The organism is Pseudomonas sp. SORGH_AS_0211 (genome assembly GCF_031453455.1).
GTDB lineage: Bacteria > Pseudomonadota > Gammaproteobacteria > Pseudomonadales > Pseudomonadaceae > Chryseomonas > Chryseomonas aestiva.
Window position 1 is genome coordinate 4,087,707 of the sequence record NZ_JAVIZV010000001.1, and the last position, 22,962, is coordinate 4,110,668.

The following is a 22,962-nucleotide window of genomic DNA, read 5'->3' on the forward strand; positions in this document are numbered from 1 at the left end:
TGGCGACTGTCCACCCCCTGTCTCCATCAGCTAGGCTGAGCCCATGAATTCCTCGTCATCGCCCATGCCCTGGGCCATCTATTTCGCCGTGCTGGGCAGTGTCATCAGCGTCGGTCTGGCCATCGGCCTGTCGATGCCGCTGGTTTCGCTGCGGCTGGAGGGCTGGGGCTATGGCAGCTTCGCCATCGGCGTCATGGCCGCCTCGCCGGCCCTCGGCATCCTCACCGGCGCCAGCCTGGCCGGACGCCTGGCGGCGCGGATCGGTACCCCGCGATTGATGCGGCTGTGCCTGATGAGCGGCGCCGCCTCGCTGATCCTGCTGTCGCTGCTACCCAGCTATCCGCTGTGGCTGCTCCTGCGCCTGGCCCTGGGCGCCATCCTCACCCTGGTCTTCGTGCTCGGCGAAAGCTGGATGAACCAGGTCATCACCGATCGTTGGCGCGGCCGCCTGGTGGCCCTCTATGGCAGCAGCTACGCCCTGAGTCAGCTGGCCGGCCCGCTGCTGCTAGGGGTGCTGGGGACCGAGGGCGACCAGGGTTTCTGGCTCGGCGCCCTGCTCATGCTCGGCGGCGCTGCCCTGCTGCTCGGTCGCCGGGGCGCGCCAGCGGCCAGCGGCCATACCGCGGCCTGGCGAGCGCTGCTGGACTTCTGCCGCGGCGCTCCGGCCATCGCCTGGGCGGTGGCGCTGTTCGCCTGCTTCGAAGCGATGATCCTTACCCTGCTGCCGGTCTATGCCCTCAACCAGGGCTTCGGCCAGCAACTGGCGCTGTACATGGTCAGCGCCGTGGTGGTGGGCGATGCCCTGCTGCAACTGCCGCTGGGGCTGCTCGCCGACCGCCTCTCGCGCCAGGGGCTGTTCCTTGGCTGCACCCTGGGCCTGCTGGCGGTCAGCCTGGCCTTGCCACTGCTGCTGCATACCCCGGGCGTCTGGCCGCTGCTGGTACTGTTCGGCGCTACTGCGGGCGGTCTCTTCACCCTGGCGCTGATCCTGGTGGGCGAACGCTATCGCGATGCCGAACTGGTCAGCGCCAATGCCTGCATCGCCCAGCTTTGGGGGCTCGGCTGCCTGGTCGGCCCCCTGGTCACCGGCGCCGCCAGCCAGTGGCTCACCGGCCATGCCGTGCCGCTGCTGATGGCCGTCGGCGCCGCCGTGCTGCTGGTGATCGTCGGCCGCCGAGGCAGCGCGCCGGTTACAGTGAAAACGGCAATTTGATGCCTGGATTTATGCTTTAGAGCCGGGATGTCGGGACTGTATTGGCGGACGAAGGCAATCCCACCCTGGCGACGCTGCAAGCGGTCTTTCGGCCCTTTGGCCTGGGAGTGGGCGTCATGCCCCTGAAACGCCGCTGAGCCCCATGAAAAACGCCGGCACTGGGCCGGCGTTTTTCATGTCAGGCAACGCCTAGAAGGCGGGCACCACGGCGCCCTTGTACTTTTCTTCGATGAACTGCTTCACCGCCGGGGTGTTCAGCGCCTTGGCCAGCTTCTGCATGGCGTCGCTGTCCTTGTTGTCCGGGCGGGCGACCAGGATGTTGGCGTAGGGCGATTCCTTGCCTTCCAGCAGCAGAGCGTCCTGGGTCGGGTTGAGCTTGGCTTCCAGGGCGTAGTTGGTGTTGATCAGTGCCAGATCGACCTGATTCAGCACGCGCGGCAGGGTCGCGGCTTCCAGCTCCTTGAACTTGAGCTGCTTGGGATTCTCGGCGATGTCCTTGGGCGTGGCGAGGATGTTGGCGCTGTCCTTGAGCGTGATCAGCCCGGCCTTCTCCAGCAGCAGCAGGGCGCGGCCGCCATTGGTGGCATCGCTGGGGATGGCCACGACGGCGCCTTCGCGGACTTCGTCGAGCTTCTTGATCTTCTGCGAATAGATGCCGAAGGGCTCGACGTGGACCTGGGCGACGGTCACCAGGTCGGTGCCACGGCTCTTGTTGAATTCATCCAAGTAGGGCTGGTGCTGGAAGAAATTGGCGTCCAGGCGCTTCTGGGCCACCTGCAGATTGGGCTGCACGTAGTCGGTGAAGACCTTGATCTGCAGGTCCACCCCTTCCTTGGCCAGCTGGGGTTTGACGAATTCGAGGATCTCGGCGTGGGGCACCGGGGTGGCGGCGACGCTGAGGGTCTCGGTGGCGTGGGCGGTCAGGCTGGCGGCCAGCAGGGCGGCGGTGGCGAGCAATTTCTTCATGGCAGTTTCCTAAAGCGGGGTGGAACCGTCGGCGCCTCTGCGGGCGTCGACGGCGGTGGAGCTGAGGCTCAGAACGCGGGAACGACGGCGCCCTGGTACTTCTTCTCGATGAATTGCTTCACCTCGGGGGTGGTCAGGGCCTTGGCCAGCTTCTGGATGGCCGGGTCGTTGGCCTTGTCGGCGCGGGTGTAGAGCAGGTTGGCGTAGGGCGACTCGCCGCTCTCGATGAAGAGGGCGTCCTTGGTCGGTACCAGCTTGGCTTCCAGAGCGTAGTTGGCGTTGATCAGCGCCAGGTCGACCTGGTTCAGCACGCGCGGCAGGGTCGCGGCTTCCAGCTCCTTGAACTTGAGGTGCTTGGGATTCTCGACGACGTCACGCGGGGTGGCGGTGACGTTGCTCGGATCCTTCAGGGTGATCAGGCCCTGCTTGGCGATCAGCAGGAGCGCGCGACCGGAGTTGCTCGGATCGTTGGGAATGGCCACGGTGGCGCCGTCCTTGAGCTCCTTGATGTCCTTGATCTTCTGCGAATAGGCACCGAAGGGCTCGACGTGCACCGCCACCACCGGCACCTGGTCGCTGCTCGGGTTGCTCTTCTGGTAGCTGGCGTAATAGGGCTTGGTCTGGAAGTAGTTGGCATCCACCTGCTTCTGATCGGTCTGGCGATCAGGCTGGATGTAGTCGGTGAAGACCTTGATCTTGAGGTCCACGCCTTCCTTGGCCAGCTGCGGCTTGATGAATTCCAGGATCTCCGCATGGGGAACCGGATTGACCGCGACGGTCAGGGTCTCGGCGGCCTGGGCGGCGGTGGCGACACCTAGGCCGAAGGCCAGGGACAGCAGGGTACGTTTCAGCGACATCTGGGATTTTCCTTGTGCAAGACCTTCAAGTGGATGAAGCCCGAATCAACGACGACTGAAATGGGCGACGAGGCGATCGCCGACCATCTGCAGTACCTGGACCAGCACCAGCAGCAAGAGCACCGTGACCACCATGACGTCGGTCTGAAAGCGCTGGTAGCCGAAACGGATGGCCAAATCGCCGAGGCCACCGCCGCCGATCACCCCAGCCATGGCGGTGTAGGACACCAGGGCGATGGCGGTGACGGTGGTGGCCGCGATCAGCCCGGGCAGGGCCTCGGGCAACAGGGTGCGGGTGACGATCTGCCAGAGACTGGCGCCCATGGCCTGGGTCGCCTCGATGATGCCGCGGTCGACCTCGCGCAGGGCGGTCTCCACCAGCCGGGCGAAGAAGGGCGCGGCGCCCACCACCAGCGGCGGAATGGCGCCCTCGACGCCCAGCGAGGTGCCGATCAGCCAGACCGTGATGGGGATCATCAGGATCAGCAGAATGATGAAGGGCACCGAGCGCAGCACGTTGACCACGAAGGAGAGGATGCCGTAGACCAGCGGCTGTTCCAGCAACTGGCGACGGCTGGTGAGGAACAGCAGCACGCCCAGCGGCAGGCCGAGGATCAGGGTGAAGAGCATGGACCAGCCAAGCATGGCCAGGGTGTCCTGGGTCGCCTGCCAGATCTCGGCCCAGTCGATGTTGCTGAAGAGTTCGTCCATCAGCGCAGGACCTCCACGGTGACGTCGGCGGCCTGGAAGCGAGCCAGGGCGGCGTCCAGGTCACCGCCCACCAGAGCGATGGTGAGCTGGCCATAGGGCTCGTCCCGGATGCGGTCGATGCGACCGCCGAGAATGCTGTAGTCCACACCGGTCTCCCGGGCGACGTGGCCCAGCAGCGGTGCATAGGTGGCTTCGCCGCGGAAGGTCAGGCGCAGGATGCGGCCTTCGACATGGGCATAGGCGTCGGCCAGTTCGGTCTCGTCCTGATGCTCGGCCTCGAACACGAAACGGCGGGTGGTGGGGTGCTGCGGGTGCAGGAAGACATCGGCGACGGTGCCCTGCTCCACCACGGCGCCGCCATCGAGCACGGCGACGCGATCGCAGACGCGGCGGATCACGTCCATTTCGTGGGTGATCAGCACGATGGTCAGGCCCAGCTCGCGATTGAGTTCGGCGAGCAGTTGCAGCACCTGGGCGGTGGTCTGGGGATCGAGGGCGCTGGTGGCCTCGTCGCAGAGCAGGATCTTCGGCTCGGTGGCCAGGGCGCGGGCGATGCCGACGCGCTGCTTCTGACCGCCGGAGAGTTGCGCCGGGTACTTGCGCGCTTGGTCGGACAGGCCGACCCGCGCCAGCAGCTCTTCGACCCGTTGGGCGATCTGCGCCCGCGAGCGGCCGCCGGCCAGTTCCAGCGGCAGGGCCACGTTGGCCGCCACGGTCTTGGACGAAAGCAGGTTGAAGTGCTGGAAGATCATGCCGATGCGGCGGCGGAAATCGCGCAGCTCGGTCGAGCCCAGGGTGGTGACCTCGGCGCCATCGACCTGGAGGCGACCGCCACTGGGAGCTTCGAGGCGGTTGATCAGGCGCAGCAGGGTGCTCTTGCCGGCACCCGAATGGCCGATCAGGCCGAAGATCTCGCCGGCTTCGATCCTCAGGTCGACCGGCTGGAGCGCCGCGACCTCGCGACCGCGCGTGCGGTACGTCTTGTGGACAGCGTGGAATTCGATCAATGGAAAAACCTTGTGGGTATCGTCAGACAACAGGATGGTGATCCAGCCGCGCAGTTTAACGTGCGCGCTTATATCTGCTTAGCACTTGTTGTCGGGTATTACGCCAATAACGGCATATGGCCAGCCTAGATCCTGGCGGGCGCCAGGCGAACAGCCCGTCGCCTCGTATCAGCCAAGCGGAACACCCGCTCTCGCCAGCGAGTCACTAGAGGACTGCCTGAATTCGCCCCACATTCCGTAGGGGACGCAAAGAGCGCCCTCCAGGCGCCTGATGAGGACTTTCCATGGCTACGCCCCCCAAGAGTGAACTCGCCGGTACCGACACCCAGGATCGCCAGAACACCTCGAAGAAGATCGAGCAACTGGAGCAATTCCGTTCCGATGCCACCGGCCAGGCACTGCGTACCAATCACGGCGTGAAGATCGCCGACAACCAGAATTCGCTGCGCGCTGGCACCCGCGGACCTTCCCTGCTCGAAGACTTCATCATGCGGGAGAAGATCACCCACTTCGACCACGAGCGCATCCCGGAACGCATCGTCCATGCCCGTGGCACCGGTGCCTATGGCTACTTCCAGCCCTACCAGGACTGGTCCGACCTGACCAAGGCCGCCCTCTTCCGTGATCCCAACCACCAGACCCCGGTGTTCGTGCGCTTCTCCACCGTACAGGGCCCGCGCGGCTCCGGTGACAGCGTGCGCGACGTGCGCGGCTTCGCCATCAAGTTCTACACCGAGGAAGGCAACTGGGACATGGTCGGCAACAACATGCCGGTCTTCTTCATCCAGGACGCCATCAAGTTCCCCGACTTCGTCCATGCGGTGAAACCCGAGCCGCATAACGAGATCCCCACCGGCGGCAGCGCCCACGACACCTTCTGGGACTTCGTCTCCCTGGTGCCGGAGTCGGCGCACATGGTGCTCTGGACCATGACCGACCGGGCCATCCCGGTGAACCTGCGCAGCATGCAGGGCTTCGGCATCCACACCTTCCGCATGATCAACACCGCCGGCAGGGGCGTCTTCGTCAAGATCCACCTGAAACCCGCCGGTGGCGTGCGTTCCCTGGTGTGGGACGAAGCCCAGAAGCTGGCCGGCAAGGACACCGATGCCCACCGCCGCGACCTCTGGGAAGCCATCGAGGCCGGTGACTATCCCGAGTGGGAATTCGGTGTGCAGATCATCCCCGAGGAAGACGAGCACAAATTCGACTGGGACATCCTCGACGCCACCAAGATCATCCCCGAGGAGCTGGTGCCCATCACGCCCCTGGGCAAGCTGGTGCTCAACCGCAATCCGGACAACTACTTCGCCGAGACCGAGCAGGTGGCCTTCTGTCCCGGCCACGTCGTGCCCGGCATCGACTTCAGCAACGATCCCCTGCTGCAGGGTCGCCTGTTCTCCTACACCGACACCCAGATCAGCCGCCTCGGCGGACCGAACTTCCACGAATTGCCGGTCAACCGCCCGGTGGTGCCGAATCACAACGGCCAACGCGACGCCAAGTACCGCATGACCATCGACAAGGGTCGCGCTTCCTACGAGCCCAACTCCATCGATGGTGGCTGGCCCAAGGAGACTCCGCCGGCGCCCCAGGATGGCGGCTTCGAGAGCTACTACGAGCGCATCGACGGCCACAAGGTACGTGAGCGCAGCGAAACCTTCGGCGACCATTTCTCCCAGGCCACGCTGTTCTACAACAGCCTGTCGGAAGCCGAACAGTCGCACGTCGCCGATGCCTACAGCTTCGAGCTGGGCAAGGTCGAGCGGATGTGGATCCGCGAGCGGCAGGTCAACGAGATCCTCGCCAACATCGATCTGGAACTGGCGCAGAAAGTCGCCAAGAAGATCGGCGTGACCCCGCCCACCGCGCCCACCGTACAGCCGCGCAAGGTGTCCATCGACAAGTCGCCGGCGCTGAGCCAGCTCAACCTGCTGTCCGGCAACATCAAGGGCTTCAAGGTGGCGGTACTGGTCGGTGACGGCGTCATCGCCAGCGAAGTGGACGCCATCAAGCAGGCGCTCAAGGCCGAAGGTGCCCATGTGAAGGTGCTCGGCCCCACCGCCGGCCCGGTCAAGGCCGCCGACGGCAGCGAAGTGGCCGTGGACGGCTCGGCCGAGGGCATGCCTTCGGTAGCGCTGGACGCGGTCTATGTGCCGGGTGGCGCCGAGAGCGTCAAGGCCATGCTCGACGACGGCGTGATCAAGCACTACCTGCTGGAAGCCTACAAGCATCTCAAGGCCATCGCCCTCACCGGCGAAGCCGAGCAGCTGCTCAAGGCGGTCTATCTGAGCCCCGACGAGGCGCTGCTCACCGGCGGTGACTTCAAGGCGGTGCAGCAGGACTTCTTCGCCGCCATCGCCAAGCATCGTTGCTGGGCGCGGATGCCGAAGATCAAGTCCATCCCGGCCTGATCCAAGCGGGTATGAAAAAGCCGACCGTCGCGAGACGGTCGGCTTTTTTCGTTTGGAGCAGGATTAGAGCCGTAGGTTGGGTTGAGACGGCTCCACCGTCGAAGCCCAACAAAACGGAGCAGACAGCGTGCTCTGTTGTTGGGCTTCGCTGCGCTCGACCCAACCTACGGGTCTTGTGCCGGGATCAACCCAGCACCAGCACCCCGTCCATTTCCACCTGGGAGCCCTTCGGCAGGGCGGCCACGCCGATGGCGGCGCGAGCGGGATAGGGCTGCTGGAAGTAGCGCCCCATGATCTCGTTGACGGTGGCGAAGTGCGAAAGGTCGATCAGGAAGATGTTCAACTTGACGATATCGGCCAGCGAACCACCGGCGGCTTCGGCCACGGACTTGAGGTTCTCGAACACCTGGACCACCTGGGCCTCGAAGCCGTCCACCAGCTCCATGCTGGTCGGATTGAGCGGGATCTGCCCGGAGAGATAGACGGTGTCACCGACCTTGATCGCCTGGGAATAGGTGCCAATGGCGGCGGGCGCCTTGTCGGTGTGGATCACTTGCTTGCTCATGGGTCGCTCCTGTGCGGGAAAGGCTCGATTCTGCAAGCCCGTGGCGACCCGCTGCAACCTCAGCTGCGAACCCGAGTGATACCGGCCACGCCCTTGAGGGTGCGCAGCTTCTTGATCACCCGCGCCAGGTGCACCCGATCGCGCACGTTGACCACCAGCTGGACCACGCTGATCCGGCCGTCGCGCTCGTTCATGCCGATCTTCTCGACGTTGGCGTCCGCCGCGGTGACGTTGTTCGCCAGCATGGCGATCAGGCCGCGCTGATGCTCCAGCTGGACGCGCAATTCGACGCTGAATTCGCCAGTGACGTCCTTGGCCCAGTTGAGCACGATGCATTTTTCGCTGTTGTGCCGGAATTCGGCGATGTTCCGACAGTTTTCCAGGTGGATCACCATGCCCTTGCCGGCTGACAGGTGGCCGACGATGGGATCGCCCGGAATCGGCGTGCAGCACTTGGCGTAGCTGATCACCAGGCCTTCGGAGCCGCGGATGGCCAGCGGCCCCTGCGGCGTGGTGCCGGGTTGCGGCTCCAGCGGCTCTTCCTGCTCGCTGCCGGACACCAGGCGCCGCGCCACCACGTAGGCCATGCGATTGCCGAGGCCGATCTCCTCGAGCAGGTCTTCCAGCACCACGCCCTTGTACTCGCCCAGCACCGAGAGGATGCGCATCGGCGAGATCTTCGACAGCTGAGTGCCGAAGCCCGACAGCGCCTTGTTCAGCAGGCGCTCGCCAAGGCTGATGGACTCGGAGCGACGCTGCTGCTTGAGCGCATGACGGATATTGGTGCGCGCCTTGCCGGTGACCACGAAGTTGAGCCAGGCCGGATTGGGCCGGGCACCGGGCGCGGTGACGATCTCCACCGTCTCACCGCTGCCCAGCGGCTGCGACAGCGGCGCCAGGCGGCGATTGATGCGGCAGGCGATGCAGCTGTTGCCCACGTCGGTATGCACCGCATAGGCGAAGTCCACGGCCGTGGAGCCCTTGGGCAGCTCCATGATGCGACCCTTGGGCGTGAAGACGTAGACCTCGTCGGGGAAGAGGTCGATCTTCACGTTCTCGATGAATTCCAGGGAATTGCCCGCGCGCTGCTGCAACTCGAGGATGCCCTTCACCCACTGGCGCGCGCGCAGATGGCTGGCGCGCGGCTCGTCGCCCCCGGCCTTGTACAGGCCATGGGCGGCGATGCCGTTGTTGGCCATCTCTTCCATCTCGCGGGTGCGGATCTGGATCTCGATGGGCACGCCGTGCATGCCGAACAGGGTGGTGTGCAGGGACTGGTAGCCGTTCGCCTTGGGGATGGCGATGTAGTCCTTGAAGCGTCCCGGGAACGGCTTGTAGAGATTGTGCACCGCGCCGAGTACCCGGTAGCAGGTGTCGACCTTGTCGACGATGATGCGGAAGCCGTAGACGTCCATGATCTCGTTGAACGACTTACGCTTGCCGCGCATCTTCTGGTAGATGCTGTGCAGGTGCTTTTCGCGCCCGACCACCTCGCCGTCCAGGCCGTCGCGGGCCAGGCAGTTGGCCAGGGACTCCTGGATCTTGCCGAGGATCTCGCGGCGATTGCCCCGCGCGGTCTTGACCGCCCGCTGGATGCGTTCGGCGCGCATCGGGTGCATGGCGCGGAAACCCAGGTCCTCGAATTCCACGTAGAAATCGTGCATGCCCAGCCGGTTGGCGATGGGCGCGTAGATTTCCAGGGTCTCCTTGGCGATGCGCCGGCTCTTGTCCGGCGGCATGGCATCCAGGGTGCGCATGTTGTGCAGCCGGTCGGCCAGCTTGACCAGGATGACGCGGATGTCCTTGGACATCGCCATGGTCATCTTCTGGAAGTTCTCCGCCTGGGCCTCGGCCTTGGTCTCAAACTTCATCTGGGTCAGCTTGCTGACCCCGTCCACCAGCTCCGCCACCGTTTCGCCGAACTGGGCGACCAGGGCTTCCTTGGCGATACCGGTGTCCTCGATCACGTCGTGCAGCATGGCCGCCATCAGGCTCTGATGGTCCATGTGCATGTCGGCGAGGATGTTGGCGACGGCCAGCGGATGGGTGACATAGGGCTCGCCGCTGCGGCGGCGCTGCCCATCGTGAGCCTGCTCGGCGTAGTAGTAGGCCCGCCTGACCAGATTGACCTGGTCGGGGGTCAGGTAGTCCGCCAGGCGCTCGGCCAGCAAATCGATGCCGGTCGGGCGGACGTCACCATACGCAGGCTCGGCGGCCATGGCTTAGAGGGCCTCGCCGTCCGCTTCTTCGTTGACTTCGAAAGCGGCAAACAGCGGCTCTTCTTCGACGATGTCGTCCAGACGGATGACTTCCTCATCGACCAGGCCTTCGGCGATCTCGCGCAGGGCGACGACGGTGGGCTTGTCGTTGTCCCACGGTACCTTGGGCTCCTTGCCGCCGGTGGCCAGCTGGCGCGAGCGCTTGGTGGCGAGCATGACCAGCTCGAATCGGTTGTCTACGTTGTCCAGGCAGTCTTCGACAGTAACGCGGGCCATGGTCTTCCTCGTGGCGATGATGATCCCGGGAACGGGGGACCCGATAGTATAAAAATTCGCCAGTGGCAAGGGAAGGGGCGGTGGTCGGCTACTGGGGCCGTCCGGCGTCGATCCACTGTTGGGTCTGGCTGAGCGTCAGCCGATAGCGGGCGCAGTTATGGATACCCAGGGCGCGCAATTCATCGACGAGCATCTGCCGGAATATGGCGACGTCGTCCTCCACCAGCGCCACGGTGGCCATGGCCTGCTCAATCGACCGATGCTCACGCACCACGACCCCTACCGCATCGCCGAGGGCACTGCGCAGCCGCAGGCGCACCGGATCAGGAATGCCTACCGCCGCCAGTTGCACGGCATACTTAGCGATCGAACGCCGATAGACCTGCTCGAACAGCTCGACCGCCAGGGCGACATTACAGTGTTCGTAGACCCCCATCATCGCGTAGGCATAATCATGGGCTTCGATATCCAAGAAAGAAAGCGGTGCACAGTTATAGAGCATCAACGGGACGTTCGCAGCGAGTCGGCTGGTACGCTTGTTACCATCTTCGAAGGGTTGCAGGTACGCCAAATTCACCCAGAGAAAGAAGGTGGCCTCAACGGGATTGTTGATCTGCCGTGCCTTGTCGAGGATGAGTTCGAACATTTCTTGCAATTGCGCAGGCACCTGACACGGGTAGTAGGTGGTCCCCAAGATATTGACGATCTTGTGTCGAATGGCTCCCAGCCCTGCGCTATCCGCCAGCAAATCCTGCATCAGCAATGCATGCAGGTTGTGGATCACCCCAGCGGTCAGACCGTAGTCGGGTACCGCGTCGATCAGAAATTCGATGGCCGCCTTGTGGTTGAGCAGCATCACCGCGTCCAGATCCCCGTCTGCCGTACCCTTCCTGAACAGCTCCTCGGTCGCGAGCAGGGAGAAGGAATTGCCCTCGAGACGCGATGATGACCAGGACAGATCGATCAACAGCGGCTCAAGGACGCGCCGAGCGTAGGTACCCGCAGGCTGCTGACCACTCATGCCCCCTTCGGCGGCCAAGGCGTGCGCCAAGGACTCAGGAAGCAAGAAGCTTTGATTCGGAACATAGTCGACCACGAAGTTGGCTTGATAGCCTACCGGCCTACGGCTCGCCAACGGTTGCAGGAGCTGATTCTTCAACGCCTGCGCGGCCGACAGCGAAGGTGAAGCCTCAGCGACAAGACCAGCAGACGACTCCGGATTCAGACTGTAGCGGGTGCCTCGACGCTGCCCCGTCCGTAGCACGTAACCTGATCGTACCAATACATCCAGATGGCGTTTCACGGTTGCCACGCTGGTCGTACCGAGACGTGCTGCTAACTCGGTAGAGCTCATCCAGGGGCGTTCAGTGCCTATCCGCTCTCGTAGGGCCTGAAGAATGTCCTCTTTCACTGCCATCGCGTGCTTTCCATCCTGCCTGGTCGCTCATTGAAGCTCATTGAAGCTCATTGAAGCTCATTGAAGCTCATTGAAGCTCATTGAAGCTCATTGAAGCTCATTGAAGCTCATTGAAGCTCATTGAAGCTCATTGAAGCTCATTGAAGCTCATTGAAGCTCATTGAAGCTCATTGAAGCTCATTGAAGCTCATTGAAGCTCATTGAAGCTCATTGAAGCTCATTGAAGCTCATTGAAGCTCATTGAAGCTCATTGAAGCTCATTGAAGCTCATTGAAGCTCATTGGACCGGGCGCGACGGAAGTTCACGGAAAGCCAAAAATTTTGCTGAGAATCCACGCAATGGGTACGACAGGTGCCCCCACCATCAGGCTGAGCACCTGTCATCTAAGCGTTTAAATGCCAGCCTTCTTCTTCAACCGCCAGGCGTGCAGCAGCGGCTCGGTGTAGCCGCTGGGCTGCTCGCGGCCCTTGAAGATGAGGTCGCGGGCGGCGCGGTAGGCGTAGGAGCTGTCGAAGTGGCCGGCCATGGGCTCGTAGAGCGTATCGCCGGCGTTCTGGCCATCGACCACCTTGGCCATGCGCTGCAGCGTCTCGTCCACCTGTTCGGCCGTGACCACGCCATGGTGCAGCCAGTTGGCGATGTGCTGGCTGGAGATGCGCAGGGTGGCGCGGTCTTCCATCAGGCCGACGTCATGGATGTCGGGCACCTTGGAGCAGCCCACGCCCTGGTCGACCCAGCGCACCACGTAGCCGAGGATGCCCTGGCAGTTGTTGTCCAGTTCCTGCTGGATGGCTTCGGCGGACCAGTCCGGCGACTCGGCCACCGGCACGCTGAGCAGCCCGGCGAGCAATTCGCCACGGGCGGCGTCGACGTCGCTGCGTTCCAGCTCCTGCTGCACCTGCTGGACGTTGACCTGGTGGTAATGCAGGGCGTGCAGCACGGCGGCGGTGGGCGACGGTACCCAGGCGGTGTTGGCGCCGGCCTTGGGATGACCGATCTTCTGTTCCAGCATGGCGGCCATCAGGTCGGGCATGGCCCACATGCCCTTGCCGATCTGCGCCTTGCCACGCAGGCCACAGGCCAGGCCGACCAGCACGTTGTTGCGCTCGTAGGCGGTGATCCACTTCGAGGTCTTCATGTCGCCCTTGCGCAGCATGGGCCCGGCCAGCATGGCGGTGTGCATCTCGTCACCGGTGCGGTCGAGGAAGCCGGTGTTGATGAAGGCCACCCGCGCGGCGGCGGCGGCGATGCAGGCCTTGAGGTTGACGCTGGTGCGGCGCTCCTCGTCCATGATGCCCAGCTTGACGGTGTTGGCCGGCAGCCCCAGCAGGGCCTCGACGCGGTCGAACAGCTGCACGGCGAAGGCCACCTCGGCCGGGCCATGCATCTTGGGTTTGACGATGTACACCGAGCCGCTGCGGGAGTTGCCCTGGCGCTTGAGGTCGTGCATGGCGATGGTCACGGTGACCAGGGCGTCGAGGATGCCTTCGGGGATCTCGCGACCGTCCTCCAGCAGCACCGCCGGATTGGTCATCAGGTGGCCGACGTTGCGGATGAACAGCAGCGAACGTCCGTGCAGGTTCAGCGGCTGGCCGTCGGCGCCCTGGTACTCGCGATCGGGGTTGAGGCGACGGGTAAAGGTCTCGCCACCCTTGCTGACCTCTTCGGCCAGATCGCCCTTCATCAGGCCCAGCCAGTTGCGATAGGCCAAGACCTTGTCGGCGGCGTCCACCGCGGCGATGGAGTCTTCCAGGTCCATGATGGTGCTGACCGCGGCTTCCATGAGCAGGTCCTTGACCCCGGCCGCGTCGGTCTTGCCAATGGCGCTGGCGCGGTCGATCTGGATCTCCAGGTGCAGGCCGTTGTGGCGCAGCAGCACCGCGGACGGCGCCGCGGCATCGCCCTGGTAGCCGACGAAGACGGCCGGATCGGCCAGTTCGCTGGTGCCGCTCCTGAGATCCACCACCAGGCGACCGTCCTGGATGCGGTAGGCGGTGGCGTCCCGGTGCGAGCCACTGGCCAGGGGCGCCACGCCGTCCAGCACCTGGCGGGCGAAGGCCACCACCTTGGCGCCGCGGGTGGGGTTGTAGCCCTTGCCGCGCTCGGCGCCCTCGCTCTCGGGCAGGGCGTCGGTGCCATAGAGGGCGTCGTACAGCGAACCCCAGCGCGCGTTGGCGGCGTTCAGGGCGTAGCGGGCGTTGAGCACCGGCACCACCAGCTGCGGACCGGCCTGCTCGGCGATCTCGCGGTCGACGCCGGAGGTCGAGGCCTGCACCTGGCCGGGGACCGGTTGCAGATAGCCGATGCCTTCGAGGAAGGCCTGGTAGGCGGGCAGATCGGTGACCGGGCCGGGATGGGCGCTGTGCCAGGTGTCCAGCTCCCCCTGCAGGCGATCACGCTCGGCCAGCAGGTCGCGATTGCGCGGCGCCAGCTCGTGCACCAGGGTGTCCACGCCCGACCAGAAGGCGGCGGTGTCGAGCCCGGTGCCGGGCAGCACTTCCTCGTCGATGAAACGCTGCAGCTCGGTGGCCACCTGCAGGCGGCCCAGGGTAGTGCGGTCGGTCATGATGGCTTTCCTTGATAACGAAACTGTCGAGAGAGGGTTAACCCAGTGCCGCGATGGCGGCCTTGGCGACCTGCGCATCTTCCGGCGCCTTGACGCCGGAGACGCCGACCGCGCCCACCACCTGGCCGTCCACCAGGATGGGCACCCCGCCCTCGAGCATGCCCTGCATCAGCGGGGCGCTGAGAAAGGAGGTGCGGCCGTTGTTGATCATCTCTTCCAGCACCTTGGACTCCTTGCGCGCCAGGGCGGCGCTGCGGGCCTTTTCCGGGGCGATGTAGGCGCTGTTCGGTGCGGCGCCGTCGAGGCGCAGCAGCGCCAGCGGATGGCCGCCGTCATCGGCCACGGCGATGCACACGGCCCAGCCCTGGCGTTCGGCTTCGGCGCGACCGGCGGCCAGCAGGGTGTTGATCTCGGCAAGGGTGAGCACGGCTTTGGTATTCATGGGGCCTCCAGGGTTCAGGGTTGGGTCGGAGCGGCCAGGGCCGCGTCGAGGATTTCGATCCAGTGGCGCACCGGGGTGCGCCCGGCGCCGTCGAGATGACTCTGGCAACCGATGTTGGCGGTGGCGATCACCTCGGGGTGACCACTCTCCAGGGCATCGAGCTTGGCGTCACGCAGCCGCCGCGACAAGTCCGGCTGGGTCAGCGAATAGGTGCCGGCCGAGCCGCAGCAAAGGTGGCCGTCCGGCACCGGCGCCAGCGGAAAGCCGAGGCGCTGCAGGACGCCTTCCACGGCGCCACCGAGGCGCTGGGCGTGCTGCAGGGTGCAGGGGCAGTGGAAGGCCAGCCGCGGGGTGTCCTTCAGCTGCAGCTCTTCCAGCGGCAGCTCGCGCAGCACCTCCACCAGGTCACGGGTGCGCGCCGAGACTTCCCGGGCCTTGGCGGCGTAGACCGGGTCGTCCTTGAGCAGGCTGGCGTATTCCTTGACGAAGGCGCCGCAGCCGCTGGCGGTCTGGATGATGGCTTCGGCGCCGCCCTGCAGCGCCGGCCACCAGGCGTCGATGTTGCGTCGGGCGCGGTCGAGACCGGCCTCCTGGGCATTGAGGTGGTAATCCACGGCGCCGCAGCACCCGGCGCGGGGCGCGGCGTCCAGGCTGATGCCGAGGCGATCCAGCACCCGCGCGGTGGCGGCATTGGTATTGGGCGACAGCCCCGGCTGCACGCAGCCTTCGAGGATCAGCATCCGCCGGGCATGGCGCGGCGCCGGGCGCACGCCCGGGGCGGCGATGCGCGCCGGCAGCTTGGCCTGGACGCCGGCCGGCAGCAGCGGCTTCAGCGCCTGGCCGCCTTTCAGCAGGACGCCGAACAGCCGTGGCTGCGGCAGCACCTGGCGCAGCCCGGCGCGCAGCAGGCGCTGGCCCAGCGGCCGCGGCACCCGGCGCTCCACCTCGGCCCGGCCGATGTCGAGCAATTCGTGGTAGGAGACGCCCGAGGGACAGGTGGTCTCGCAGTTGCGGCAGGTCAGGCAGCGGTCGAGGTGCTCGCGGGTCTTTTCGCTGACCTCGCCGCCTTCGAGCATGCCCTTGATCAGGTAGATGCGCCCGCGGGGCCCGTCCAGCTCGTCGCCGAGCAGCTGGTAGGTCGGGCAGGTGGCATTGCAGAAGCCGCAGTGCACGCAGCTGCGCAGCACCCGCTCGGCATCGGCGGCGCGGGGCAGTTCACGGGCGGCGGGACTCAGATTGGTTTGCATGACGTCTTTCCCCTACAGCCCGGCGTACAGCCGACCCGGATTGAAGATCCCCTGGGGGTCCAGGCGCGCCTTGAGGCGGCGGTGATAGTCGAGCAGCGCGGCGGGTAGCGGATGCTGGGCCTCGCGCTCGGCGTCCGGCGTGTAGCACAGCGCATGGCCACCGGCACGCTCGGCGATCTCGCGCAGGACCGTGGCCGCGGCATCGCTCTTGAGCCAGTACTGGGCACCACCCCAGTCCAGCAATAGGCTGCCGGGCAACTCCAGCAGCGGGGTATTGACCGGTACCGACAGCCGCCACAGCGGCCTGGGGTCGTCGAAGAAGGCCAGCCGCTGTTCGTTGAGCGCGTCCCAGAAGGCCGCGTCCAGGGCTTCACCGCCCAGGCGATCGACGGCCGAGCGCACCGAGCCCTCGCCGCCCTCCAGGCGCAGCTGCAGCCGCCGGCCGTCATGGCAGGCCGCCGAGATCGGCAGGGCTTCGCGGCCCCAGACGGCGAGGCGCTGCAGGGCGCGCGCAGCGTCCAGTTCCAGGCTCAGACTCTGGCTGCAACGCGGCCTGGGCAGCACCTTGAAGGACACCTCGGTGATCACCCCCAGGCAACCCTGGCTGCCGGCCAGCAGGCGGGAGACGTCGTAGCCGGCGACGTTCTTCATCACCTCGCCGCCGAATCTGAGGTGCTCGCCGGTGCCGGTAATCAAGCGGGTGCCCAGGACGAAATCCCTCAGGCTGCCGGCCCAGGGACGGCGCGGACCGGAGAGGCCACAGGCCAGGGTGCCGCCGACGGTGGCGCCCTCCCCCAGCCGCGGCGGTTCGCAGGGCAGCATCTGCCCCTGTTCGGCCAGGGCGGCATCGAGTTCGGCCAGCGGCGTGCCGGTGCGCACCGTGGCCACCAGTTCGGTGGGGTCGTAGTGCACCAGACCGCGGTGGCCGCTGACGTCCAGCGGCTCACCCGCGACCGCACGCCCCAGGTGGGCCTTGGTGTCGCCGCCATGGATGCGCAGCGGCTGGCGACGGACTAGGGCCTCGCGGACCTGGTCGAGGAGCAGTTCCAGGCTGTCCATCAGAAGCGCTCCAGTTCGGGGTGGGGCAGTTGGCCACGGTGCACGTGCAGGCCACCGAATTCGGCGCAGCGGTGCAGGGTCGGCACGTTCTTGCCGGGATTGAGCAGCCCGGGGGCGTCGAAGGCGGCCTTCACCGCGTGGAAGAAGAGCAGTTCGCCGGACTGGAACTGGGTGCACATGGCATTGATCTTTTCCCGACCCACGCCGTGTTCGCCAGTGATGGTGCCGCCCACCGCCACGCAGAGGTCGAGGATGCGGCCACCCAGAGCCTCGGCCTGCTCCAGTTCGCCGGGCCGGTTGGCATCGAAGAGGATCAGCGGATGCAGGTTACCGTCGCCGGCATGGAAGACATTGCCCACCGCCAGGCCGTATTCCGCGGACAGCGCCTCGATGCCGCGCAGGACCTCGGGCAGGGCGCGGCGCGGGATGGTGCCGTCCATGCAGTAGTAGTCGGGCGACAGCCGCCCCACCGCGGGAAAGGCATTCTTGCGCCCGGCCCAGAATTTCTGCCGCTCGGCCTCGTCACGGGCCAGGCGGATCTCGGTGGCGCCGGCGGCGGCCAGCAGGCTGCTGACGCGCTCGATGTCGGCGGCCACGTCGGCCTCCACCCCGTCCAGCTCGCAGAGCAGGATGGCCGCGGCGTCCACCGGGTAGCCGGCGTGGATGAAGTCCTCGGCGGCCCTCAGGGTCAGGTTGTCCATCATCTCCAGCCCACCGGGGATGATGCCGGCGGCGATGATGTCGGCCACCGCCGCCCCGGCACGCTCGATGTCGGCGAAGCTGGCCATCACCACCCGGGCACAGGGCGGCTTGGGCAGGAGCTTGACGGTCACCTCCACCACGACGCCGAGCAGGCCCTCGGAGCCGGTGAACAGCGCCAGGAGGTCGAAGCCGGGACTGTCCAGGGCGGCGCTGCCCAGGGTCAGGCGCTCGCCCTCCAGAGTGACGATCTCCACAGCCAGCACGTTGTGCACGGTCAGGCCGTATTTCAGGCAGTGCACGCCGCCGGCGTTCTCGGCCACGTTGCCGCCGATGGAACAGGCGATCTGCGACGAGGGATCGGGGGCGTAGTAGAGGTCGTGGGGCGCCGCGGCCTGGGAGATGGCCAGGTTGCGCACCCCGGGCTGGACCCGGGCACGGCGGCCATCGGGGTCCACGTCGAGGATGCGATTGAAGCGCGCCATCACCAGCAGCACGCCCTGCTCCAGTGGCAGGGCGCCGCCGGAGAGACCGGTGCCGGCACCGCGCGCCACCAGGGGCACGTTCAGCTCATGGCAGAGGCGCAGGGTCGCCTGCACCTGCTCCACCGTTTCCGGCAACACCACCAGCAGCGGCGTGCTGCGATAGGCCGCCAGGCCATCGCATTCGTAGGGCTTGAGGTCTTCCCTGTCGTGCAGCAGGCAGTGCTCGGGCAGTTCGGCACGCAACCGCTGCAACAGGTGCGCCTTGTCCGGGCGGGGCAAGGCGCCGTCGAGACGTTCGTCGTAGACCAGGCTCATCGGGTAACCACCCTTGTTGTTGTTCTGGCTGGAGAGCCTTCGTTGTACCCCGGCCACGGCCAGGGCGTCCATGGCTCAACGCACTGGTCATACCAGTTTTTGTACCCTCTTCGACCAAAGGATTAGCGGGTTTCAGGCTGCTTGACGGCAAATCCGGTCGGTGGCTCACTAGGATGGAACCTCGTGGTCATACCAGCAGGAAACCCTTATGTCCGCACCCGTCGCCCGCCTTCCCGTTGCCGAGAACGTCAGTCAGCAGATCGAACGGCTGGTGGTGGATGGGGTGCTCAAGGTCGGCCAGCCGCTCCCCTCCGAGCGGCGCCTGTGCGACAAGCTCGGTGTCTCCCGCACCGCCCTGCGCGAGGGCCTGGGGCTGCTGCGCGCCCGTGGCATCATCGAGACCCGCCACGGCCAGGGCAGCTTCGTCGCCCGCCTGGCGGCGCCGGCGGCGGAGAATCCGCTGCTGCACCTGTTCAGCAGCCAGCCGCGCACCCTCTACGACCTGCTGGAGGTACGCGCCCTGCTGGAGGGCGAGGCCGCGCGCCTGGCCGCGCTGCGCGCCACCACCGCCGACCTGGTGCTCATAGGCCGCCGCTACGACGAGCTGTGCGCCGCCTGCCAGGATCCGGCCAGCCTGCCCGCGGAAACCCATGCCCGCCTCGACCACGCCTTCCACCTGGCGATCAGCGAGGCCTCGCACAACCCGGTGCTGGTGCACACCCTGCAATCGCTCAACGAGCTGCTGCTGGGCTCGGTGTTCGCCTGCATCGCCAATCTCTACCATCGGCCGCCGCAGCGCCGCGAAATCGACGCCCAGCATGCCCGCCTCTATGCCGCCGTGAGCCAACGCCTGCCCGACGAGGCCCACGCCGCCGCCCGCGAGCACATCCACAGCGTAAGGGACAGCCTGCGCGAGATCGAGCAGGAAGAGCAGCGCCTGGTGCGCGCCACCATGCGTCTGGAAGGCTGGACCTAGCGAAAAACTTCTGCTGGCAAAGGGCTGCACCAGAGCCACTGTCCGTCAGCCCAGGGTGCGCCCCGTCCCTCCAGCGGGCGCAACATCTTGCAACTGCCCTGCCCCGCCCCCATGCTTAGCCGACCTTTCTCCAGCTCTCGGCCCTAATGGACCCTTCCACCAGTCTCGCCTCGACGTTGTTCGCCGATCTCGGCCTCGTGTTCTTCGCCTTCTTCCTCGTGCTGCTCAACGGCTTCTTCGTCGCCGCCGAGTTCGCCATGGTCAAGCTGCGCGCCACCCGCGTGGAGGCCATCGCCAAGAAGCACGGCTGGCGCGGGCGCATCCTCAAGAAGGTGCACAACCAGCTCGACGCCTACCTCTCCGCCTGCCAGCTCGGCATCACCCTGGCCTCCCTGGGCCTGGGCTGGGTCGGCGAGCCGGCCTTCGCCGAGTTGCTCGAACCCCTGCTCGGCGCCGTCGGCGTCAGCAGTCCCGAGGTGATCCACGGCATCGCCTTCTTCTCGGCCTTCTTCATCATCTCCTACCTGCACATCGTGGTCGGCGAGCTGGCGCCCAAGTCCTGGGCGATCCGCAAGCCCGACCTGCTCTCGCTGTGGACGGCGGTGCCGCTGTACCTGTTCTACTGGCTGATGTACCCGGCCATCTGGCTGCTCAACGCCAGCGCCAACGGCATCCTGCGCATCGCTGGCCAGGGCGAGCCGGGCGCGCACCACGAGCACCACTACAGCCGCGACGAACTCAAGCTGATCCTGCACTCCAACCGCGCCACCGATCCGGACGCCCGGGTGCTGGCCTCGGCGGTGGAGCTGGGCGAGCTGGAGGTGGTGGACTGGGCCAATTCCCGCGAAGACCTCATCTACCTGGACAGCAAGGCCAGCCTGGACGAGATCCTCACCCAGATCCGCCGCTCCAAGTACAGCCGCTACCCGGTCTATGACGAAGACAGCCAGACCTTTACCGGGGTGCTGCACATCAAGGACCTGCTCCTGGCCATCGCCGGCCTGGACAGTGAAGCCGCTTCGTTCGACCTCGACGACCTGGTGCATCCGCTGGAACGGGTGACCAAGCACATGCCGCTGTCCGAACTGCTGGAGCAATTTCGCCGCGGCGGCGCGCACTTCGTGCTGGTGGAGGAAGCCGACCACAAGGTCATCGGCTTCCTGACCATGGAAGACGTGCTCGAGGTCCTGGTGGGCGACATCCAGGACGAACACCGCAAGACCGAGCGCGGCGTGGTCGCCTACCAGCCGGGCAAGCTGCTGGTGCGTGGCGACACCCCGCTGTTCAAGGTCGAGCGGCTGCTGGGCATCGACCTGGATCACGTCGAGGCCGAGACCCTGGCCGGGCTGATCTACGACAGCCTGAAGCGCGTTCCGGAAGAGGAGACGGTGCTGGAGGCCGAAGGGCTGCGCATCATCGTCAAGAAGATGAAGGGCCCCAAGATCGTCCTGGCCAAGGTCATCAAGCTGGATCCCAAGGACGTCCGCCGGCGCCAGCCGGAAGAGCGCTGAGGGGCGCGGCCTCAGCCGCGTCCGCTGCCCAGCTCCGGCAGGCCATCGCTCAGGCAGACACGATTGCGCCCGCCGCGCTTGGCCGTGTAGAGCGCCCGATCGGCGTCTTCCAGGAGGCCCAGGCCGTGTTCGAGATTGCTCGGCACGGTCACCGCGACCCCGATGCTGATCGACGGCCGCAGGCGTCCGTGCTCGGTCTGCAATTCCAGCGCCGCCACGTCCTTGCGGATGCGCTCCGCCAGCGTCCGGGCCGCGATCTGGTCGCTTCCGGGCAGGGCGATGACGAATTCCTCGCCGCCATAGCGCGCCGCCACCTCCCCCGCCCGCTGGACGTGCTGGCGCAACACCTCGGCCACGCACCTCAGGCATTCGTCGCCCAGGGTGTGGCCATGGGTGTCGTTGACCGCCTTGAAGTGGTCGATGTCCACCAGCAGCACCGCCAGCGGCAGTTCGGCACGGATGGCGCGGCGGATCTCCTGCTGGAAGAGTCGCTCGAAATGCCGGCGGTTGCCGAGTCCGGTCAGGGGATCGGTCTGGCTCTGGTGCAGCAGTTCGCGATTCAGTCGCTCCAGGGAAGCCTTGGCCTGCTGCAACTCCACGGTACGCAGTGCCACCCGCAACTCCAGTTCGACGAAGGAGGCCTCGCGCTCCCGGGCCAGGGCGGTGGAGGCTTCCAGGGCCTGCCGCTGGGCCTCGATTCGCGTCCGCCGCTGCAGACTCAGGCCCTCGGTGAGTCCCAGCGACAGCATCACGAAGCCTAGGGCGAAACCGGCCATCTGCCCATGGAAGGCCGGGCTGTCGGCGGCCAGCCAGCCGGCCACAGCCAGCAGCTGGATCGCGCTGCCCAGCAACAGCAGGGCCCAGGCGGCGCTGAACCACAGCGCCATGCGGCTGCCGCGCAGCGCCAGGTAGGTGGTGGTGCCCAGCAGGCCCAGGCAACTCAGCGCCATCATGCCGAGCATTTCCTGGAAGCTCAGCAGGTGCGGCCAGATCAGCGTGACGACCAGCGCCACATTCCAGTAGCCGATCAGCAGGCGATTGCCGAAATCGATCCAGCGGCCACCGTGATAGAGACTGAGCAGATAGCGCACGAACAATCCGCCACTCAGAAAGCACAGGGCGGCGAAGGCCAGGTGCGCACGCAGGGCGAAGGCCGGGCTCTCCGGCCAGAGTTGCCAGGCGCCATAGCCGCTGGTGACCGCCTGATAGCCGATGACGCTGAGCAGATAGAGGGCATACCAGCCAAAGCCCGAGCGGCGGCCGAACCCCCACAGCGTGAGGGTCAGCAGCAGGATGGTGATCAGGCAGCCAAAGAAGCTGCCGACCAGCCAGGCATCCTGCTGGGCCTCGCGCAGATAGGTGGCCGGGGTCACCAGGCGCAGCGGCAGGACAAAGGTCTCCCGCGAATCCAGCCGCAGGTAGACCTCCTCCACGGCGCCGGCGGCCGGCGCCAGGGCGAACATCAGCTGGCGCCCGGGCAGCGCCCGTTGCGTCGCCGGCAGCGCCAGGCCGCTGCGCTGCAGCGGGCTCCAGCGACCATCGGCAGCGCGGGTGCGCAGGTCCAGGCGATCCAGCACCGGCCAGGTCGGAATCAGCCACCAGGCCTGGTCGTCGCGGCCCCGGATGGCAAAGCGCAGCCAGAGGCCCTGGCGACCGTCATGGAGCAGCATCTCCAGCTCATCGGGCGCATGCCAGCCGTCCTCGCCACCGCTTGGGCGCGCGGCGGCCTCGGCAAAGGTCAGACTGGCGGGCGCCTTGAGAATCTCCAGTGCCGGGCGGGGATCGTAGCTGCGCGCCGGATCGTCGAGCCGCAGCACCTGCGCCTGGCCGTCGAGGGCAATCAGCAGCAGGACCAGCAGGTGCAAAGCCCGATTGCGCCCACCGGCGCACAGGGCGGCCAGGAATCCTTTCATGGGGCGGCATCCATAGCCTGAAGGAAGGAAAGGCCGCGGTAGAGCCCGCGCCCAGGAGGAAATAGCGTGGTGATAGCATAACGCCACCAAGCCTGTTCCTGCC

General features: G+C 66.3%; 18 protein-coding genes. 4 read left to right on the top strand and 14 right to left on the bottom strand.

Going from position 1 to position 22,962, the window contains the following annotated elements; translation table 11 throughout:
- Positions 1 to 64: 64 nt before the first annotated feature.
- Positions 65 to 1,213: an MFS transporter gene (locus QE393_RS18925; RefSeq protein WP_273806957.1), complete on the top strand. Its 1,149-nt coding sequence runs from the start codon at positions 65 to 67 to the stop codon at positions 1,211 to 1,213.
- Positions 1,214 to 1,402: 189 nt separating this feature from the next.
- Here the strand turns inward: QE393_RS18925 and QE393_RS18930 are convergent, their stop codons facing one another.
- The 4 genes from QE393_RS18930 to QE393_RS18945 form a co-directional block, all read right to left on the bottom strand.
- Positions 1,403 to 2,179: a MetQ/NlpA family ABC transporter substrate-binding protein gene (locus QE393_RS18930; protein WP_273806946.1), complete on the bottom strand. Its 777-nt coding sequence runs from the start codon at positions 2,177 to 2,179 to the stop codon at positions 1,403 to 1,405.
- Positions 2,180 to 2,247: 68 nt separating this feature from the next.
- Positions 2,248 to 3,030 (bottom strand): MetQ/NlpA family ABC transporter substrate-binding protein, encoded by a 783-nt coding sequence (locus QE393_RS18935; protein WP_371913873.1) that lies wholly within the window; start codon positions 3,028 to 3,030, stop codon positions 2,248 to 2,250.
- A gap of 51 nt (positions 3,031 to 3,081) precedes the next feature.
- Positions 3,082 to 3,747, bottom strand: coding sequence for a methionine ABC transporter permease (locus QE393_RS18940; RefSeq protein WP_017639302.1), 666 nt, complete (start codon positions 3,745 to 3,747; stop codon positions 3,082 to 3,084).
- The gene (locus QE393_RS18945; RefSeq protein ID WP_158889638.1) at positions 3,747 to 4,754 is read right to left on the bottom strand and encodes a methionine ABC transporter ATP-binding protein; all 1,008 of its coding nucleotides are present in this window, start codon (positions 4,752 to 4,754) and stop codon (positions 3,747 to 3,749) included. Before QE393_RS18945 ends, QE393_RS18940 begins: the two co-directional genes overlap by 1 nt.
- A 284-nt stretch (positions 4,755 to 5,038) precedes the next feature.
- Between QE393_RS18945 and katE the strand changes: the two genes are divergently transcribed.
- Complete coding sequence (katE, locus tag QE393_RS18950; RefSeq protein WP_273806947.1) at positions 5,039 to 7,168, top strand: catalase HPII; 2,130 nt, start codon at positions 5,039 to 5,041, stop codon at positions 7,166 to 7,168.
- Between the two features lie 184 nt (positions 7,169 to 7,352).
- Here katE and QE393_RS18955 read toward each other — a convergent pair whose 3' ends face one another.
- From QE393_RS18955 to glcD, 9 genes are all read right to left on the bottom strand, one after another.
- On the bottom strand, positions 7,353 to 7,733 hold the full coding sequence (locus tag QE393_RS18955; RefSeq protein ID WP_064307739.1) for a RidA family protein: 381 nt from the start codon (positions 7,731 to 7,733) through the stop codon (positions 7,353 to 7,355).
- Between the two features lie 59 nt (positions 7,734 to 7,792).
- Positions 7,793 to 9,952, bottom strand: coding sequence for a bifunctional GTP diphosphokinase/guanosine-3',5'-bis pyrophosphate 3'-pyrophosphohydrolase (gene spoT / locus QE393_RS18960; RefSeq protein WP_273806949.1), 2,160 nt, complete (start codon positions 9,950 to 9,952; stop codon positions 7,793 to 7,795).
- Between the two features lie 3 nt (positions 9,953 to 9,955).
- On the bottom strand, positions 9,956 to 10,228 hold the full coding sequence (rpoZ, locus tag QE393_RS18965; RefSeq protein ID WP_007161465.1) for a DNA-directed RNA polymerase subunit omega: 273 nt from the start codon (positions 10,226 to 10,228) through the stop codon (positions 9,956 to 9,958).
- Between the two features lie 88 nt (positions 10,229 to 10,316).
- The gene (locus tag QE393_RS18970; protein ID WP_273806950.1) at positions 10,317 to 11,645 is read right to left on the bottom strand and encodes a Fic family protein; all 1,329 of its coding nucleotides are present in this window, start codon (positions 11,643 to 11,645) and stop codon (positions 10,317 to 10,319) included.
- Between the two features lie 392 nt (positions 11,646 to 12,037).
- Positions 12,038 to 14,212 (bottom strand): malate synthase G, encoded by a 2,175-nt coding sequence (locus QE393_RS18975; protein WP_273805350.1) that lies wholly within the window; start codon positions 14,210 to 14,212, stop codon positions 12,038 to 12,040.
- 37 nt (positions 14,213 to 14,249) lie between these two features.
- On the bottom strand, positions 14,250 to 14,654 hold the full coding sequence (locus QE393_RS18980) for a heme-binding protein (protein WP_310045016.1): 405 nt from the start codon (positions 14,652 to 14,654) through the stop codon (positions 14,250 to 14,252).
- Between the two features lie 14 nt (positions 14,655 to 14,668).
- Positions 14,669 to 15,901, bottom strand: coding sequence for a glycolate oxidase subunit GlcF (gene glcF, locus QE393_RS18985; RefSeq protein ID WP_273805351.1), 1,233 nt, complete (start codon positions 15,899 to 15,901; stop codon positions 14,669 to 14,671).
- A gap of 12 nt (positions 15,902 to 15,913) precedes the next feature.
- A complete protein-coding gene (glcE, locus tag QE393_RS18990) occupies positions 15,914 to 16,960 on the bottom strand; it encodes a glycolate oxidase subunit GlcE (RefSeq protein ID WP_310045018.1) in 1,047 nt (348 codons plus the stop codon).
- Positions 16,960 to 18,459, bottom strand: a complete 1,500-nt coding sequence (glcD, locus tag QE393_RS18995; protein WP_273805807.1) for a glycolate oxidase subunit GlcD — start codon at positions 18,457 to 18,459, stop codon at positions 16,960 to 16,962. The genes glcE and glcD overlap by 1 nt, the downstream gene beginning before the upstream one ends.
- Before the next feature lie 208 nt (positions 18,460 to 18,667).
- Between glcD and glcC the strand changes: the two genes are divergently transcribed.
- A complete protein-coding gene (gene glcC / locus QE393_RS19000; RefSeq protein ID WP_183631932.1) occupies positions 18,668 to 19,435 on the top strand; it encodes a transcriptional regulator GlcC in 768 nt (255 codons plus the stop codon).
- Between the two features lie 146 nt (positions 19,436 to 19,581).
- Positions 19,582 to 20,946, top strand: coding sequence for a hemolysin family protein (locus QE393_RS19005; protein ID WP_310045021.1), 1,365 nt, complete (start codon positions 19,582 to 19,584; stop codon positions 20,944 to 20,946).
- A gap of 11 nt (positions 20,947 to 20,957) precedes the next feature.
- Here QE393_RS19005 and QE393_RS19010 read toward each other — a convergent pair whose 3' ends face one another.
- Complete coding sequence (locus QE393_RS19010) at positions 20,958 to 22,859, bottom strand: diguanylate cyclase (RefSeq protein WP_310045022.1); 1,902 nt, start codon at positions 22,857 to 22,859, stop codon at positions 20,958 to 20,960.
- Positions 22,860 to 22,962 lie beyond the last annotated feature (103 nt).